Below are 14,468 nucleotides of genomic sequence, written 5' to 3'. Positions count from 1 at the left end.
GGCCGGGGGCGGGGGGGGGCGGGGAGGGGGGGGCCGGGGGGCGGTGGCCCCGGGGGGGGGGGGCGGGGGGCGCCCCCCCCTGCCCGGGGGTCCGGGGGGCGGCGCCCCCCGGCACGGCCTGTTGACAGCCCGGCGCGCCTTGTATATCAAGTTATCTCAATATACGGAAATACACATGACGACACCACCGCTACTGGAACAGGCCAAGGCTTTGGCCGACGAGACTCGCCTTAGGCTGCTGCGCGTGTTATGGGAGCATGAGCTGGCCGTGGGCGAGATCGTGCATGTTCTGGGGCTGGGCCAGTCGCGCATTTCGCGGCATTTGCGGATATTGTCCGGGGCGGGGCTGCTGGTGTCGCGGCGCGACGGCCAGCGGGTGCATTACGCCGTGCCGGAGGCGGGCCCGGGCCGCGAGTTGCTGGACGCCCTGGCGCCGTTTCTGGCGCATCCGGCCCTGGAGGCGGACGTTCGCGCGGCGGGCCGGGCAGTCGCGCGGCGGGCCGAGCGCACCGCCGCCTTTTTCGCCGCCCATGCCGGGGCCTGGGACGAATTGCGCGAGCGCTCGCTGGGCGGGCTGGACCTGGCCGGGGAGATCCTGGCGCGGATGCCTGGGGGTGTGGCCGTGGCGGCGGACCTGGGTTGCGGCACGGGCGCGCTGCTGCGGGCCATGCGTCCGGGTGCCGGGCGGGTCATCGGGGTGGACAGTTCGCCCGAGATGCTGGCCCGCGCGCGGCGCGTTTTCGGCGCCGAGGCCGACGGCGCGGCCCCCGGGGTCAGCCTGCGCATAGGCGACCTGGAGCATCTGCCTCTTGGCGACGGGGAGGCGGACTTCGCGGTGATGAGCCTGGCGCTGCATCATCTGCCGGTGCCGCGCCTGGGGCTGGAGGAGGCGCACCGGGTGCTGGCCCCGGGCGGCCGGTTCGTCCTTGTGGATTTCGAGCCCCACGACGACGAGTCCATGCGCGAGCGTTACGGAGACAACTGGCTCGGATTCGACCCCGCGCGCGTGCAGGGCTGGCTTGCCGCCGCGGGACTGCATACCGACGAAACCGCCCGCTACCCCCTGCCTTCGGGCCTGGTCCTCAGGCTGTACGGGGCGCGGAAACCTTCCCTGGAGGAACAGCGATGACCGCCCAAGTCCAACCCGTGGATCCGACCCTGGAATACAAGGTCAAGGACATGTCCCTGGCCGATTTCGGCCTGAAGGAGATGCAGCTTTCCGAGCGCGAGATGCCCGGGCTCATGCAGCTGATCGCCAAGTATAGCGACGAGAAGCCCTTGCGGGGGCTGAAGGTCATGGGTTCGCTGCACATGACCATCCAGACGGCCATGCTCATCAAGACCCTGCACGCCCTGGGCGCGGACCTGCGCTGGGCGTCGTGCAACATCTTTTCGACCCAGGACCATGCGGCGGCCGCCGTGGTCGAGGCCGGGCTGGCCAAGGTGTTCGCCTGGAAGGGCGAGACGCTGGAGGACTACTGGTGGTGCACCGAGCAGGCCCTGACCTGGCCCGACGGTTCCGGCCCGGACCTCATCGTGGACGACGGCGGCGACGCGACGCTGCTCGTGCACAAGGGCGTTGAGGCCGAGCGCAACCCCGCGATCGTGACCCAGGCCACGGACAACAAGGAGTTCCGCATCATCCTGGCCCGCATCGCCGCCGGGCTGAAGGCCAACCCCGGCAAGTGGACGGCCATCGCCGCGAAGATTCGCGGCGTTTCCGAGGAGACGACCACGGGCGTGCACCGGCTCTACCAGATGCAGCAGCGCGGGGAGCTGCTCTTCCCGGCCATCAACGTCAACGACTCGGTGACCAAGTCCAAGTTCGACAACCTCTACGGCTGCCGCGAGTCCCTGGCCGACGGCATCAAGCGCGCCACGGACATCATGATCGCGGGCAAGGTTGTCGTGGTGGCGGGCTATGGCGACGTGGGCAAGGGGTGCGCCCAGTGCATGCGCGGCTTCGGCGCCCGGGTGCTGGTCACGGAGATCGACCCCATCTGCGCGCTCCAGGCGGCCATGGAGGGCTACGAGGTCACGACCATGGACCGCGCCGTGGAGCAGGGCGACATTTTCGTCACGGCCACGGGCAACTATCATGTGATCACCGGCGAGCACATGATGCGCATGAAGGATGAGGCCATCCTGTGCAACATCGGGCATTTCGACTCCGAGATCGAGATGTCGGCCCTGGAGAACAACCCGGCCTGCACGCGCATCGAGATCAAGCCCCAGGTGGACAAGTGGCTTCTGCCCTCGGGGCGTTCGATCATCGTCCTGGCCGAGGGCCGGCTGGTGAACCTGGGCTGCGCCACGGGGCACCCCTCCTTCGTCATGTCCAACAGCTTCACCAACCAGGTCCTGGCCCAGCTCGACCTGGCCCGGAACAGCTACGAGCCCTGCGTCATGACCCTGCCCAAGCATCTGGACGAGGAAGTCGCCCGGCTGCACCTGGAGCGCCTGGGCGTGACCCTGGAGACCCTGACCCCCGAGCAGGCCGAGTACATCGGCGTGCCCCTGGCCGGGCCCTTCAAGCCGGACCACTACCGCTACTAGCCCCGGGCCGTGCCCGGACGACGAGAAAGCCCCGGCGCGAGCCGGGGCTTTCGTTTTGGGCTGGGTGGGCGGGGCGGGGTCAGAGCACCTTGAACACCCGTTCCCGGCCGCCGGGCTGAAGCACATGCACGGAGCAGGCGATGCACGGGTCGAAGGAGTGGACCGTGCGCAGGATCTCCACCGGGCGTTCGGGGTCCTCCACCGGGTTGCCCGTCAGGGCCTCCTCCACGGGCGAGGGCTTGCCCGCCGAGCAGCGCGGCCCGAGGTTCCATGTGCTGGGCACGACCATCTGGTAGTTGGCCGTGGTGCCGCCCTCGATATTGATCCAGTGCGACAGGGCGCCCCGGGTCACGGCGCACAGGCCGACGCCCCGCGCCTTGTCCGTCATGGTCCATTCCTTGTATATCTCGACCTTGCCGGCCCTGGTCCGGGCTTGCAGGTCGTCCAGCCAGCCCTGCATGCGGTTCACCAGTTCCACGCTCTCCACCATCCGGCAGGCCGTGCGGCCCAGGGTGGAGAAGATGTTTTCGGGCTTGAGCTTGGAGGCCGCGAGCCATTCGTCAAGCCGCCGCACGGTTTCCTCCTCGCCGCGGGCGTAGGCGATGGCCCGGCGGGCCAGGGGGCCGCACTCCATCGGCTCGCCCTTGTAGCGCGGCGCCTTGGACCAGGAGTATCGCCCGTCCTCGTCGTAGCCTGTGTATTGCGGCGCGGTGACGCCCTCGTAGGGGTGGCGCTCCGGGCCGGGCTCGTACCAGCTGCGGGCCACATGCTCCTTGATGTGCCCGGTGTCCAGGCTCTCCAGGCGTTTGAAGTCCCGGTTCCAGAGCACGCCCGAGGGGAAGAAGAAATCCCGGCCCGTTTCGGGATCCGGAAAGTCGTCGAAGGCGAAGTGGTTGGACACGGCGCCGTAGCGCGCGACCTCGGGATAGCGCCGCCCGAGCAGGAAGAGGTCGCCCTTGAAGTTGGCGTTGATGAACTCCCGGCATTCGCCGTAGAGGGCCCGGAACTCCTCCAGCCGCTCGGGGCGCAGGCTGTCGTAGCAGGTCACGCCGCCCACCTGCATGGTCTGGGAGTGGGGGTTCTTGCCGCAGAACACGGCCATCGCCCGGGCCAGCTTGAGCTGAACGCGCAGCGCGGCCAGGTAGTTGGCGGCCATGACCAGGTTCTCCTCGGGCGAGAGGCGGTAGGCCGGGTGGCCGCCCAGGAAGTAGGCGTTGGTCAGCCAGCCGAGTTGCCCGCCCTCCACGAACTTGCGCAGCCGGGACTGGACGATGAAGTACTCGCCGGGATCGGTGTCCCTGCCTGCCAGTTCCCCTTGCAGCCGGGCGGCCGCCACGGGGTCGGCGTTCAGGGCGTCGGCCATGTCGAAGAAATCCAGGGCGTGCAGATGGTAGAAATGGACCAGGTGGTCGTGGACGATGAGCGAGGACAGGATCAGGTGGCGGATGAGCTGGGCGGCGGGCGGCGGGGTCAGCCCGATGGCGTCCTCCACGGCGCGGATGCTGGTCAGCGAATGGGTGGTGGTGCACACGCCGCAGGCGCGCTGCACATAGTTGTGCACCTCGTGCGGCGGGCGGCCCTGGACGATCTGCTCCAGCCCCCGGAAGAGCTGGGTGCTGGAAAAAGCCTTGACGATGACTCCGTCGCGCACGTCCACGCGGATCTTCAGGTGGCCCTCGATGCGCGTCACGGGGTCGACGGTGATGGGGCCGGTGTATTTCTTGGTCGGCGTTGCCATGGCGGGGCCTCCTTATGCGCGCTTCTTTTCGCGGATATCGGTGGAGAACGGGGCGAGCTGGTCCCAGAAGCCGGGCTCGCTGCACCCGATGCACGGGCCGCCGGCGCGCACCGGCCAGTTGGTCTGGTTGAAGAGCGCCGTGGGGCAGTTGTTGTAGGTCCAGGGCCCCCGGCAGCCGAGCTTGTGCAGGCACCACCCCGCACGGGCCTCTTCCGACGAGAAGCTCGGGGCGAACTCGCCCTTGTCGAAGTGCTTGCGCCGCTCGCACAGGTCGTGGACCGTGCGCCCGAAAAACATCCGGGGCCGGCGCGCGCTGTCCAGCTCGGGCATGCCCTTGGTCAGCAGGTGGACCACGGTCCCGATGTAGTTGACGGGGTTGGGCGGGCAGCCGGCGATGTTGATGGGCGCGACGCCCACGGCCGCCAGGGCCTCGCCCACGCCCTTGGCCCCCGAGGGGTTGGGCGCGGCGGCCTGGATGCCGCCGAAGCTTGCGCAGGAGCCCATGGCGATGACGGCCTTGGCCCCGGCGGCCACGCGCGAGAACAGCGAGAGCATGGTTTCACCGCCCACCTGGCCGTAGAGCCCGCCGTCGCGGGTGGGGATGGCGCCCTCGATGGTGCAGATGTATCCGTCCGGGTTGCGCATGGCCGTTTCCAGGGCCTTGTGCGAGGCATCCCCGGCGGCGGCCATGATCGTTTCGCAGTAGTCCAGGGAGATGATCTCCATGATCAGCACGTCGACGTAGGGATCGACGGCGCGCAGCAGGGCTTCGGTGCAGCCGGTGCATTCCGCGCCATGCATGTAGATCACCGAGGGCCGCCGCTTGCCCTCCAGGGCGCGGGCGACCACGGGCCCCATGGACGCCTCCATGCCCAGGGCCACGGCGACGAGCCCGCAGAATTTCATGAACTCCCGCCGCGAGAAGCCTGCGGCCTCCCGCTGGCGGTCCATCAACAAGGCGGCGATGCGTGCGCTCGAACTCATGGGAGCCTCCTCACTGCTTCTTGTGGCAGCCGTTGGTGCAGGACAGGGGCGGCATCTTGCCCGCGTCCTCCAGGCGGACCTTGCGGTGGCAGCCCAGGCAGCTGTGGACGCTGTCGTTGTGCCAGGCGAGGTAGAAACCGGTGCTGTCGTTGGGGTCGTCCTTGCTGTGGCATTGGGTGCAGCTCAGGAACTTGCCCAGGTCCTTGTCCGATTCCTTGTGGTGGCATTTGTTGCAGGCGTTGCGCACGGCGTGGAAGCCGTGGGGGAACTCCACGCGCGGCCCGACCCATTGCGCCAGGGCCGCGTTCTTCTCGGGCCGCTGGATCTGGATGGTCTCGGGCACCTCGTAGGCCAGAACCGCTCCCGCTGGCAGCGCCAGGCCCAATGCCAGCAGCACCGGAATCACGCCGAACCTCTTCATGGTCCTCCCTCCGGATTGAAAGTTGTCGATCATTGCACGATATACGACAACCGAACGAGCACAAGACGGGGCATGAAAAATGTTTGGGTAGCACGGGGCGAAAACGCGGACTGCGGGAAACGCTGCCCGGCGGCGCGCGGGGGCTTGCCTTCCGCGCGCGGATGTGCTCCGCTGCGCCGGGTGCCGCCATGAAACGACTCGCATCGTTGTACAACCGCTTCCTGTCCCGCAGCGACCCCGACGGGACGCACTACCATCTGTCGCGCCTGTGGCGGCACTGGCCGGAAATCGTCGGCCCGCAGATCGCGGCGCTGGCGCGCCCCGTGGGGCACCGGGGGACCACGCTGATCGTGGGCACCGAGGACCACATGGTCGCCCAGGAGCTGACCATGTACGCCCCGGCGCTGCTGGAGCAGGCCAACGGCTTTCTGGGCATGAATTTCTTTGACAAGGTTCGGGTCGACCTGTTAGGAGACCACGTTTCGCTGGATACGATCGAGCAGCCCGCGCCCTGCGCGCCGCTGCGCCCGGGGCGTCCCGGGCGGCTGGGCGGCCTGGCCGGACGGCTCGACCCGGCCTCGCCGGTGGCGAGGTGCTACGAGGCGTATCTGCGATCTTTCGAGCCGGAGGCCCCCGGCGGCGCCCCGGCGCCAGACAAGACGACATCCCCCAAGGAGGACGAGACCATATGAGCGACGAACTCACCCTGGAAAGCCTTGATCTCAAGAAGCCCCTGGACAAGATGACCCAGAAGGAGCTTCGCGAGCTGTGCATGGAAAAGATCCCCATGATCACCGGCGCCTCCGGCATGAGCAAGGAGGAGCTGCTGCCCGCCATCAAGGAGATCCTGGGCATCGAGGACGAGGAGATCGAGGGCACCCCCTACAAGGACCAGATCCACGCCATCAAGCAGGATATCCGCAGCCTGCGCGCCAAGAAGGGCGAAAGCTCCAACCGCAAGGAGCGTGAGATCCTGCGCAAGAAGATCAACAAGCTCAAGAAGCGCACCCGCCGCCTGGCCCACGCCAACGCCTAGGCAGCGGAAAAAATGATTTCCCCCGGGGTTGACAGGCCCGTTGCGAGTCTGTAAATCCCATCTTCCCAACGCTGGCGGATCGTCTAATTGGCAGGACGCTGGATTCTGGCTCCAGTAGTCTAGGTTCGAGTCCTAGTCCGCCAGCCAGCCTTGTCCCCATCGTCTAGCCTGGTCCAGGACACCGGCCTTTCACGCCGGCAACAGGGGTTCAAATCCCCTTGGGGACGCCAGGAAAAACAAAGGGTTACGGTGAAAAACCGTAACCCTTTTTTCCGTTCCGGGCCCCGGGAGCAACCTGCGGGCTGTGCCCGGACTGTTTGCGAGCTGTTCCCGGACCGGCAGCGGGGGGCCGGGCCGTGTCCGCAGCCCTCCGGGCGGCCGCACGCCCGCGCGCCCGTATGCCCGTGCGGGGCCGGTTGCGGCCCCCGGCGCCCTCCCCCGTCCCGCGTCGCTGCCGCCGCCCGCGCGGAGCCGGGGGTGCGGCAGCGACGCGGAGCAAGGCCCGCGCTCCTCCGGCAGCCTGCGCGCCCGCCCGGGGCCGGGGCGGGCAGGCCCAGGCAACCCGGCGGTTGCGCCCCCCACACACACGCTCGCGCGGGGCCGGTCGAGGATGACGGCCCCATTGTCGCTGCCGGCCTGTTGCGCGGCCTTCGCACCCGTGCGCCCGCCCGGGGCCGGGGTTCCGGAGGATTCGACGGCACCCGGGACGCCCGTTGCCCCGCCCCGCGCGCCGGACAGACGAAAGCCCCCGCCGGGCGAGGCAGCCCGGCGGGGGAGGAGGTAACCTCCGGCCCGCCCCGCCGACGCACAGCCCGGGCTGGCGCGGCGTGGCGGGCCGGAGTGAGGGGGGGCGTCAGGCCGCCGCCTGGACCCTGCGCATCAGGAAGAGATGGCACAGGGCCGCCACGGGGAAGGCGGCGAAGAAGGCCCAGTCGTGGAACACGGCCCCGGCGACGAGCCCGGCGCCCAGGGACAGCAGCCCCGGGGCCTTCCAGTCGGCCAGGTCCGCATCGTACAGCTCGTCCACGTCCAGCTCGCCCTTGCGCACCACATAGTAGTGCACGAGCATGATGCCCAGGAGCGGCGCCAGCAGGGCCGAGAAGACCATCTGCACATAGTCCAGGTAGCTGGCCAGCAGCCAGGGCATCATGGCGCAGCTGATCAGGCCCACAAGCCAGGTGGCCCGGGCGAAGCTGAGCTTCGGGAAGGCGTTCAGCAGGATCAGGGTGGCAGGGAAGATGTTGGCCGCGGTGTTGGTGCTCCACTGGGCCATGACGATGACCAGGCAGCTGAAGATGAGCGCCGCGGGGTTGGCTGCGAAGGCGGTCTTGACCACGGCCACCGGGTCGGCGTTGTTGGTCAGGTAGGCGCAGATCAGGCCCGCCAGGCTGAGCATGACGCCCGTGCCGATGAAGCCGATGGCGAAGCCCACCATGAGCTTCATGTTGCGCCGCAGGAAGGGCAGCCGCTCGGGGTGCTCCGGCAGCCGGATCTTGCGGCTCAGGTCGCTCCCGTTCAGGGCTTCGGAGAGCCAGCCGCCGCTGAAGATGGCCACCACGGTGATGAAGGAGAAACCCTCGCCCGGAAGCGGGCTGGAGGCCAGGACGGCGGGCAGGGTCACCTCGTACTTGGCCAGCAGCCAGAACACCAGGACCACCAGGGCCACCGCGAGGATGGGGATGGCCACCCAGCCGAAGCGGCTCATGCTCTTGACGTTGCGGCTGGCGTTGAAGAGCTGCAAGGCGGCGAAGATCACGAAGACCGGCCAGAAGGCCGAGGCGCCGGTCAGGGTGTGCAGCACGGTGTTGATGGCCTCGGTGCCGAAGAAGAGCAGCACGCCGGTCCAGGTCATGCAGACCAGGGCGCGGCAGAACGAACCCACCAGGGCGCCCTTCTTGCCGAAGCAGTCGCGGATGATCACCGTGAAGGGCAGGCCGTACTTGGTGCCGATATCGCCGGTCAGCACGATGAGCACGGTCACCAGGGAGAAGCCCCAGAAGCAGGCCACAAGTATTTCATAGGGGGAGTAGCCTCCCCGCAGGAGAACCTGGCCCGGGATGACCAGGCCGACGACGTTGACCACCATGCCCGCGCAAAGCACGATGATGTCCCACATGCTCAGGGTCCGGTCCGCAGCAAGGGAGGGCAGAAGCTCGGGGTTCTCCACCCGGGCGCTCGCGGCGGCGTTGTCTGCGGTGCAGCTTGAAGGCAGGCTCATATGTTTCTCCTTGCAGTGTGTGGGTTCGCGTTGACGGCGCCGCACGGCGCCGCGCGTTACAGCTTCCTCCGGATGTACTCCCCCTGGCCTCTGGAGCCGGTTATCTCGTTGTTTTCCATGATTGTTCTGCCGCGCAGGATCGTGGTCTTGACCCGGCCCCGGACGCGGTAGCCCTCGTGCAGGCAATAGCCGATGCCGTTGTGCTGGTTGGCGGCGGAAACGGTCCACTCCTCGTCCGGGTCGAACAGGACGATGTCCGCGTCGGCCCCGGGCAGGAGCGACCCCTTGCGCGGCCAGCAGCCCGAGGCCCTGGCCACGTTGGTGCTGCAAAGCCCCACCAGCTGGTTCAGGCTGATGCGCCCCGTGGCGACGCCCTCGGTGTGGAGCAGGACGAAGCGCAGCTCCAGCCCGGCCACCCCGTTGACGACCTTGGTGAAGTCCGGCACCAGCGCCCCGGAGGCGTCGCGCAGCAGCCCGGCCTCCTTTTCGCGGCGGGTGAAGGAGCAGTCGTCCGAACCCACCAGGGTGATCACGCCGTCCTGGATGCCCTGCCAGATCTCGTCGCGCTCCCTGGGGGTGCGCAGCGGCGGGGAACAGACGGCCAGGTGGCCGTTTTCCGGGTCGTCGTAGAGGGTGTCGAACAGGGTCAGGTAGCTGGGGCAGGTCTCCACCAGCAGCCGCTGGCCCCTGGCCTGGGCCTTGCGGGCGATGTCCAGGCAGCGGCCGTTGGTGGTATGGACCACCAGCAGCGGCGCGGCCGCGTATTCGGCCAGGGCCACGGCCCGGGCAAAGGCCTCGGCCTCGCACAGGACCGGCTTGCTGGCGGCGAAGTCCCGCCAGGTGAGCCTGTTCTGCGCGATGCAGCGGTCCACGTTGGTCTCGGCGATGGCGTTGCCCTCGGCGTGGACCATGGGCATGCACCCGTTTTGCGCCGCCGCCCGAAATATCTTGATCAGGGTCATGTCGTCGGCCATGACCCCTTCCTTGCGGTAGGTCATGAAGAGCTTGAAGGTCGGGCAGCCCTTGTCGGCCAGTTCGCGCACCTGGCGCTCGTATTCCCTGCCCGCCTCCACGAACTTGCCGTGTACGCCGTAGTCCACCATGGACTCGGCCATTTCCTGCACGCGCTCGTCCAGGGCGTCGGGAACCCAGGTGCCGCGCCAGGTGTTGGTGAAGTCCATGAAGGTGGTCACGCCCGCGAAGGCGGCGCAGACGCTCTGCTGATGGAAGGTGAGCTGGGGCGTGACGCCCTGGAAGGGCGCCTGGACATGCATGTGCGCGTCGATGAGCCCGGGCAGGACCCTGAGGCCCCCGGCGTCGATGACCTCGCGGCTTGGGGCCTCCTCGCCCGGCTTGAGCAGCGCGGCTATCCTGCCGTCGGACACGGCCAGGTCGGCGCGGACGTCGCCCTCGGGAAAGACCAGGATGCCGTTGCGGATCACGGTGTCGAGCATTGCGCGAACCTCCCTCGGTTTGCCCCGTCCGCCGCGCGCCGCCCGTCGCGGGGGCGGGGCACGAAAGAAAATCCCAGGTCCGGCGGGACGGGAGGCCGGACCTGGGACGCTGTCGTGGTTATCGCACCCTGGGGCGACCCTCCTCCAACAGCCGGACGAGGGTGTCGGCCGGGTCCGCCTTGCGGGCGAGCAGGATCATGGCCGCGATGATGTAGGGCTTGTAGCTGGCCTGGCGGTACAGCGGCACGCGGTAGCGGTCGAAGACGGAGGCCGCCACCTCGCCCTGGCCGCAGGAGACGCCGGTGATGTCCGCGGGCAGGCAGTGCATGTACAGCGCCTGGCCCTTCCGGGTCCCGCGCATGAGCTCCTCGGTGCACTCCCAGTCCTTGAATCGGGCGTTCTGGGCCAGCAGGTCCTTTTCCAGCGCGTCCACGCCGCTGCGGTCGTTGTTCTCGTAGAGCCGGGAGCGCTCCTGCATGGCCGCGAAGGGCGCCCAGCTCTTGGGGTAGACGATGTCGGCGTCCTCGAATGCCTCGCGCATGGAGTTGGTCCGCTTGTAGGCGCACCCGGCGGCCTGGGCGTTCTCGGTGGCGATGGCCTCCACCTCGGGCATCACATCGTAGCCCTCGGGATGGGCGAGGGTCACGTCCATGCCGAAGCGGGTCATCAGGCCGATGACGCCCTGGGGCACGGACAGGGGCTTGCCGTAGGAGGGCGAGTAGGCCCAGGTCATGGCCACCTTCTTGCCCTTGAGCTTGTCCACGCCGCCGTAGTGGTTGATGATGTGCAGCATGTCGGCCATGCACTGGGTGGGGTGGTCGATGTCGCATTGCAGGTCGACGATGGTCGGGCGCCGGGGCAGGATGCCGTCGCGGTGGCTCTCCTCCAGGGCGGCGGCCACCTCGCGCATGTAGGAGTTGCCCTTGCCGATGAACATGTCGTCGCGGATGCCCACGGTCTCGGCCATGAAGGAGACCATGGTCGCGGTTTCACGCACGGTCTCGCCGTGGGCGATCTGGGACTTGCCCTCGTCCAGGTCCTGGACGGCGAGGCCGAGCATGTTGCAGGCCGAGGCGAAGGAGAAGCGGGTGCGGGTGGAGTTGTCGCGGAACAGGGAAATGCCCAGGCCGGAATCGAAGATGCGCGGGGAGAGCCCGGATTCGCGCATGGCGCGCAGGATATCGGCGACCTTGAAGGTCGCGGCGACCTCGTCGTCGGTCTTGTGCCAGGTCTCCAGGAAGTCGTTCATGTACATGCCGGCGTAGTCGTGCCGGGTCAGGGCGGTGATCATTTCGCGGATGCGCGTGCGGTCCATGTTGTACTCCTGAAAGCGGTTTGAGGTTCCCGTCCGGGCGGCCGGTCAGTTCACGACCTGCGTGCCGCCGCCGTCGGCCATGGCGTTCTTCAGGTTTTCCGGGGTGGTGATGATGACCCTCTCGCCCCCGTTGGCCAGGAAATCGAGGGCGGCCTTGACCTTCGGGCCCATGCTCCCCTCCGGGAACTGGCCCGCCGCCAGGTGGGCGCGCATCTCGGCGGCCGTGACGCGGGAGAGTTCGCGCTGGCTCGGCGTGCCGAAGTCGATGCAGACCTTCTCCACGGCGGTGGAGATGACCAGGGTGTCGGCCCCCAGGCGGTTGGCCAGCAGGCTGGAGGCCAGGTCCTTGTCGATGACGGCGTCCACGCCGCGCAGGCCGCCCGCCTCGTCGGCGACGACGGGGATGCCCCCGCCGCCTGCGGCCACCAGGTTGAACCCGGCGGCCAGCAGGGCGCGGATGGCGTCGATCTCCACGATCCTCCTGGGCAGGGGGCTCGGCACCACGCGGCGCCAGCCCCGGTTGGCGTCGGCCTTGAGCACCCATTGCGGGTTCTGGGCCCGCAGGGCGGGGACCTCGCTCTCGGCGTAGAACTCGCCGACGAACTTGGTCGGGTTCCCGAAGCCGGGGTCGTCGGCGTCGACCACGACCTGGGTCACCAGGCTGACCACCTGGCCGCGGCTCCCGCCGCCAAGGCCGCGCGCGCGCAGCTCGTTGGCCAGGGCCTGCTGGATCTGCCAGCCGATGGCCCCCTGCGAGTCGGCCACGCAGGAGACCAGGGGCACGGGGTGCAGCCCGGCCTGCCTGCGGGCCAGCTCCGAGCGCAGCAGGATGAAACCCACCTGCGGCCCGTTGCCGTGGGTCACGCAGACCTGGCGGCCCGATTCGACGACGTCGGCGATATGGCACACGGTGCGGCAGATGGCCTCGTACTGGTCCGTGACGCTCTGCTTGTCCTTCGCGCGGATCAGCGAGTTGCCGCCGATGGCGATGACCGCCAGTCTGTTTCGCGTGTCGTTCATGGGTTGTTTCCTCGGCGATGCCTTTTGGCGCGGGCCGCCGGCTACTTCCCGGCCCTGGCCGCGTAGACGGCGGGCAGGGCCGCGTACAGGGCCGCGCAACGCACCAGGTCGGCCTTCCAGGTCTTCTCGTTGGGGGCGTGGGCCTCCTTCTCCTTGCCGGGGCCAAAACCCACCACCGGGATGCCGAACATGCCCATGATGGACACGCCGTTGGTGGAGAAGGTCCACTTGTCGGTGCGCGGCTGCGCGCCGAAGAGCTGACGGTAGGCTTCCTGCGCGGACTGGCAGACCACGGAGTCCTCGGGCAGCACCCAGGTGGGGAAGTAGCAGTCCGTGGGGTAGACCAGCCCGGTCCAGGACGGCGCCTCGTAGGTGTACATGGACACCCGGGCGCGGTTCCCGGCGGCCTTGACCGAGGGCAGCTCGCGGATCTGGCCCAGGGCCAGGTCCTTGTCCTCGCCGGCGGTCAGGCGGCGGTCGATGGAGATGGAGCAGCCGTCGGCCACGGCGCAACGCGAGGGCGAGGAGTAGAAGATCTGGGAGACGGTGAGGGTGCCCTTGCCCAGGAAGGGGTCATCCTTGAGGTTGTGGTTCAGCTGCTCCAGCTCGGTGAGGATGTGGCCCATGCGGAAGATGGCGTTGTCGCCGCGCTCGGGGGCCGAGCCGTGGCAGGAGACGCCGCGCACGTCGAGGCGGATTTCCATGCGCCCGCGCTGGCCGCGGTAGAGGCCGCCGTCGGTGGGTTCCGTGGAGACCACGAACTCCGGGCGCAGGCCGTGCTCCCGGATGAGGTACTGCCAGCACAGGCCGTCGCAGTCCTCCTCCTGCACGGTGCCGACCATGGCCACGGTGACATCGGGCGGGATGAGCCCCAGCTCCTTCATGATCAGGCCGCCGTAGACCATGGCGGCCATGCCGCCCTCCTGGTCCGAGGCGCCGCGCCCGCCGATGATCTCGTCGTCCTCGCAGCCCTGGTAGGGGTCGAAGTCCCAGTTGGCGCGCTCGCCCACGCCCACGGTGTCGACGTGGGCGTCGAAGGCGATGAGGCGGGGGCCGTCGCCCAGATAGCCGATGACGTTGCCCATCCTGTCGATTTCCACCCGGTCGTAGCCCACGGCCTCCATTTCCTGCTTGATGCGCCTGACCACGCCCTCCTCCTGGCAACTCTCCGAGGGGATGGCGATCATGTCGCGCAGGAACCGGGTCATGCGCGGTCCGTATTTTTCGCTCAGGGCATTGATCTTCGCGGTATCCATCACTTGTCCTCCTTACGTCCTTGGAATGCTTCGCGTCCTTGCGGGACGCCGTTTTCCGTTGTTTCCCGTGTCCGGCGCGGCCTAGAAGACGCCGTCCACGTCGGGGTGCGCGCCGCCCCAGACCACGCCCTTGTAAATCTCCGGGGCGGTGTCGCCCTCGGTGCTGACCACCAGCACCCGGGAATCGGCGCCAAGGCCCAGGGCGTCGCGCTGGGCGCGGGCGGCGGGGTGGCGCATGAGCCAGTGCACGAGCCCGGTGGTCACCGCGCCGGACTCGCCGGACACGATGGGCGCGTCGCCGCCGGTGGGGGCGGCCAGGATGCGCATGCCGTTGGCGGCCAGGTAGTCCGGGCAGGAGAAGTAGGCGCTGGCGTAATCGCGCAGGATGCCCCAGCTCACGGTGTTGGGCTCGCCGCAGGCCAGCCCGGCCATGAGGGTTTGCAGGTCGCCGGTGACGTTGCGGGGCTTGC

General features: G+C 68.7%; 12 protein-coding genes, 2 tRNA genes and 1 pseudogene. 6 read left to right on the top strand and 9 right to left on the bottom strand.

The window, feature by feature from the left end; genetic code table 11:
* Nucleotides 1-175 precede the first annotated feature (175 nt).
* Both M0P34_RS06760 and ahcY read left to right on the top strand, forming a co-directional pair.
* Nucleotides 176-1,129, top strand: coding sequence for a metalloregulator ArsR/SmtB family transcription factor (locus M0P34_RS06760; RefSeq protein WP_291497707.1), 954 nt, complete (start codon nucleotides 176-178; stop codon nucleotides 1,127-1,129).
* Nucleotides 1,126-2,556, top strand: coding sequence for an adenosylhomocysteinase (gene ahcY, locus M0P34_RS06755; RefSeq protein WP_291497705.1), 1,431 nt, complete (start codon nucleotides 1,126-1,128; stop codon nucleotides 2,554-2,556). The genes M0P34_RS06760 and ahcY overlap by 4 nt, the downstream gene beginning before the upstream one ends.
* 79 nt (nucleotides 2,557-2,635) lie before the next feature.
* Here the strand turns inward: ahcY and M0P34_RS06750 are convergent, their stop codons facing one another.
* From M0P34_RS06750 to M0P34_RS06740, 3 genes are read right to left on the bottom strand one after another with little or no spacing between them, the layout of a single operon-like run.
* Nucleotides 2,636-4,294, bottom strand: coding sequence for a nickel-dependent hydrogenase large subunit (locus M0P34_RS06750; RefSeq protein WP_291497703.1), 1,659 nt, complete (start codon nucleotides 4,292-4,294; stop codon nucleotides 2,636-2,638).
* Between the two features lie 12 nt (nucleotides 4,295-4,306).
* The gene (locus M0P34_RS06745; protein ID WP_291497701.1) at nucleotides 4,307-5,278 is read right to left on the bottom strand and encodes a hydrogenase small subunit; all 972 of its coding nucleotides are present in this window, start codon (nucleotides 5,276-5,278) and stop codon (nucleotides 4,307-4,309) included.
* Nucleotides 5,279-5,288: 10 nt separating this feature from the next.
* A complete protein-coding gene (locus tag M0P34_RS06740) occupies nucleotides 5,289-5,699 on the bottom strand; it encodes a cytochrome c3 family protein (protein ID WP_291497699.1) in 411 nt (136 codons plus the stop codon).
* A gap of 188 nt (nucleotides 5,700-5,887) precedes the next feature.
* On the opposite strand from M0P34_RS06740, the gene M0P34_RS06735 reads away from it, so the two are divergent.
* The 4 genes from M0P34_RS06735 (at nucleotide 5,888) to M0P34_RS06720 (ending at nucleotide 6,965) form a co-directional block, all read left to right on the top strand.
* Nucleotides 5,888-6,391, top strand: a complete 504-nt coding sequence (locus M0P34_RS06735; protein WP_291497697.1) for a DUF721 domain-containing protein — start codon at nucleotides 5,888-5,890, stop codon at nucleotides 6,389-6,391.
* Nucleotides 6,388-6,735: a hypothetical protein gene (locus M0P34_RS06730; protein ID WP_291497696.1), complete on the top strand. Its 348-nt coding sequence runs from the start codon at nucleotides 6,388-6,390 to the stop codon at nucleotides 6,733-6,735. The genes M0P34_RS06735 and M0P34_RS06730 overlap by 4 nt, the downstream gene beginning before the upstream one ends.
* 72 nt (nucleotides 6,736-6,807) lie before the next feature.
* Nucleotides 6,808-6,882: transfer RNA gene (locus tag M0P34_RS06725), tRNA-Gln, on the top strand.
* A gap of 5 nt (nucleotides 6,883-6,887) precedes the next feature.
* Nucleotides 6,888-6,965: transfer RNA gene (locus tag M0P34_RS06720), tRNA-Glu, on the top strand.
* Nucleotides 6,966-7,588: 623 nt separating this feature from the next.
* Here M0P34_RS06720 and M0P34_RS06715 read toward each other — a convergent pair.
* The 6 genes and pseudogenes from M0P34_RS06715 to M0P34_RS06690 all read right to left on the bottom strand — a co-directional run.
* The gene (locus tag M0P34_RS06715) at nucleotides 7,589-8,953 is read right to left on the bottom strand and encodes a cytosine permease (RefSeq protein ID WP_291497693.1); all 1,365 of its coding nucleotides are present in this window, start codon (nucleotides 8,951-8,953) and stop codon (nucleotides 7,589-7,591) included.
* Between the two features lie 56 nt (nucleotides 8,954-9,009).
* Nucleotides 9,010-10,407 (bottom strand): amidohydrolase family protein, encoded by a 1,398-nt coding sequence (locus tag M0P34_RS06710; protein WP_291497691.1) that lies wholly within the window; start codon nucleotides 10,405-10,407, stop codon nucleotides 9,010-9,012.
* A 118-nt stretch (nucleotides 10,408-10,525) separates the two neighbouring features.
* On the bottom strand, nucleotides 10,526-11,722 hold the full coding sequence (ygeW, locus tag M0P34_RS06705) for a knotted carbamoyltransferase YgeW (protein ID WP_291497690.1): 1,197 nt from the start codon (nucleotides 11,720-11,722) through the stop codon (nucleotides 10,526-10,528).
* A 45-nt stretch (nucleotides 11,723-11,767) separates the two neighbouring features.
* Nucleotides 11,768-12,742 carry a carbamate kinase gene (gene arcC / locus M0P34_RS06700; RefSeq protein WP_291497688.1) on the bottom strand — a complete coding sequence of 325 codons (975 nt, stop codon included), beginning with the start codon at nucleotides 12,740-12,742 and terminating at the stop codon, nucleotides 11,768-11,770.
* Between the two features lie 41 nt (nucleotides 12,743-12,783).
* Complete coding sequence (locus M0P34_RS06695; protein ID WP_291497686.1) at nucleotides 12,784-13,998, bottom strand: YgeY family selenium metabolism-linked hydrolase; 1,215 nt, start codon at nucleotides 13,996-13,998, stop codon at nucleotides 12,784-12,786.
* 81 nt (nucleotides 13,999-14,079) lie between these two features.
* Nucleotides 14,080-14,468 (bottom strand): annotated as a pseudogene (locus M0P34_RS06690) (diaminopropionate ammonia-lyase); the annotation flags it as partial.

It is taken from the genome of Desulfocurvus sp., from assembly GCF_023230885.1.
Classification (GTDB): Bacteria; Desulfobacterota; Desulfovibrionia; order Desulfovibrionales; family Desulfovibrionaceae; genus Desulfocurvus.
The sequence above is the reverse complement of the archived record's forward strand: the minus strand, read 5'-3'. Positions and strand labels throughout refer to the sequence as shown.

What these genes read in the sequence shown, in the direction of transcription:
- M0P34_RS06695 (WP_291497686.1), bottom strand. Translation starts at nt 13,998, where the DNA reads ATGGATACCGCGAAGATCAATGCCCTGAGCGAAAAATACGGACCGCGC.
- M0P34_RS06750 (WP_291497703.1), bottom strand. Translation starts at nt 4,294, where the DNA reads ATGGCAACGCCGACCAAGAAATACACCGGCCCCATCACCGTCGACCCC.
- ahcY (WP_291497705.1), top strand. Translation starts at nt 1,126, where the DNA reads ATGACCGCCCAAGTCCAACCCGTGGATCCGACCCTGGAATACAAGGTC.
- ygeW (WP_291497690.1), bottom strand. Translation starts at nt 11,722, where the DNA reads ATGGACCGCACGCGCATCCGCGAAATGATCACCGCCCTGACCCGGCAC.
- M0P34_RS06745 (WP_291497701.1), bottom strand. Translation starts at nt 5,278, where the DNA reads ATGAGTTCGAGCGCACGCATCGCCGCCTTGTTGATGGACCGCCAGCGG.
- M0P34_RS06760 (WP_291497707.1), top strand. Translation starts at nt 176, where the DNA reads ATGACGACACCACCGCTACTGGAACAGGCCAAGGCTTTGGCCGACGAG.
- M0P34_RS06740 (WP_291497699.1), bottom strand. Translation starts at nt 5,699, where the DNA reads ATGAAGAGGTTCGGCGTGATTCCGGTGCTGCTGGCATTGGGCCTGGCG.
- M0P34_RS06735 (WP_291497697.1), top strand. Translation starts at nt 5,888, where the DNA reads ATGAAACGACTCGCATCGTTGTACAACCGCTTCCTGTCCCGCAGCGAC.
- M0P34_RS06730 (WP_291497696.1), top strand. Translation starts at nt 6,388, where the DNA reads ATGAGCGACGAACTCACCCTGGAAAGCCTTGATCTCAAGAAGCCCCTG.
- M0P34_RS06710 (WP_291497691.1), bottom strand. Translation starts at nt 10,407, where the DNA reads ATGCTCGACACCGTGATCCGCAACGGCATCCTGGTCTTTCCCGAGGGC.
- M0P34_RS06715 (WP_291497693.1), bottom strand. Translation starts at nt 8,953, where the DNA reads ATGAGCCTGCCTTCAAGCTGCACCGCAGACAACGCCGCCGCGAGCGCC.
- arcC (WP_291497688.1), bottom strand. Translation starts at nt 12,742, where the DNA reads ATGAACGACACGCGAAACAGACTGGCGGTCATCGCCATCGGCGGCAAC.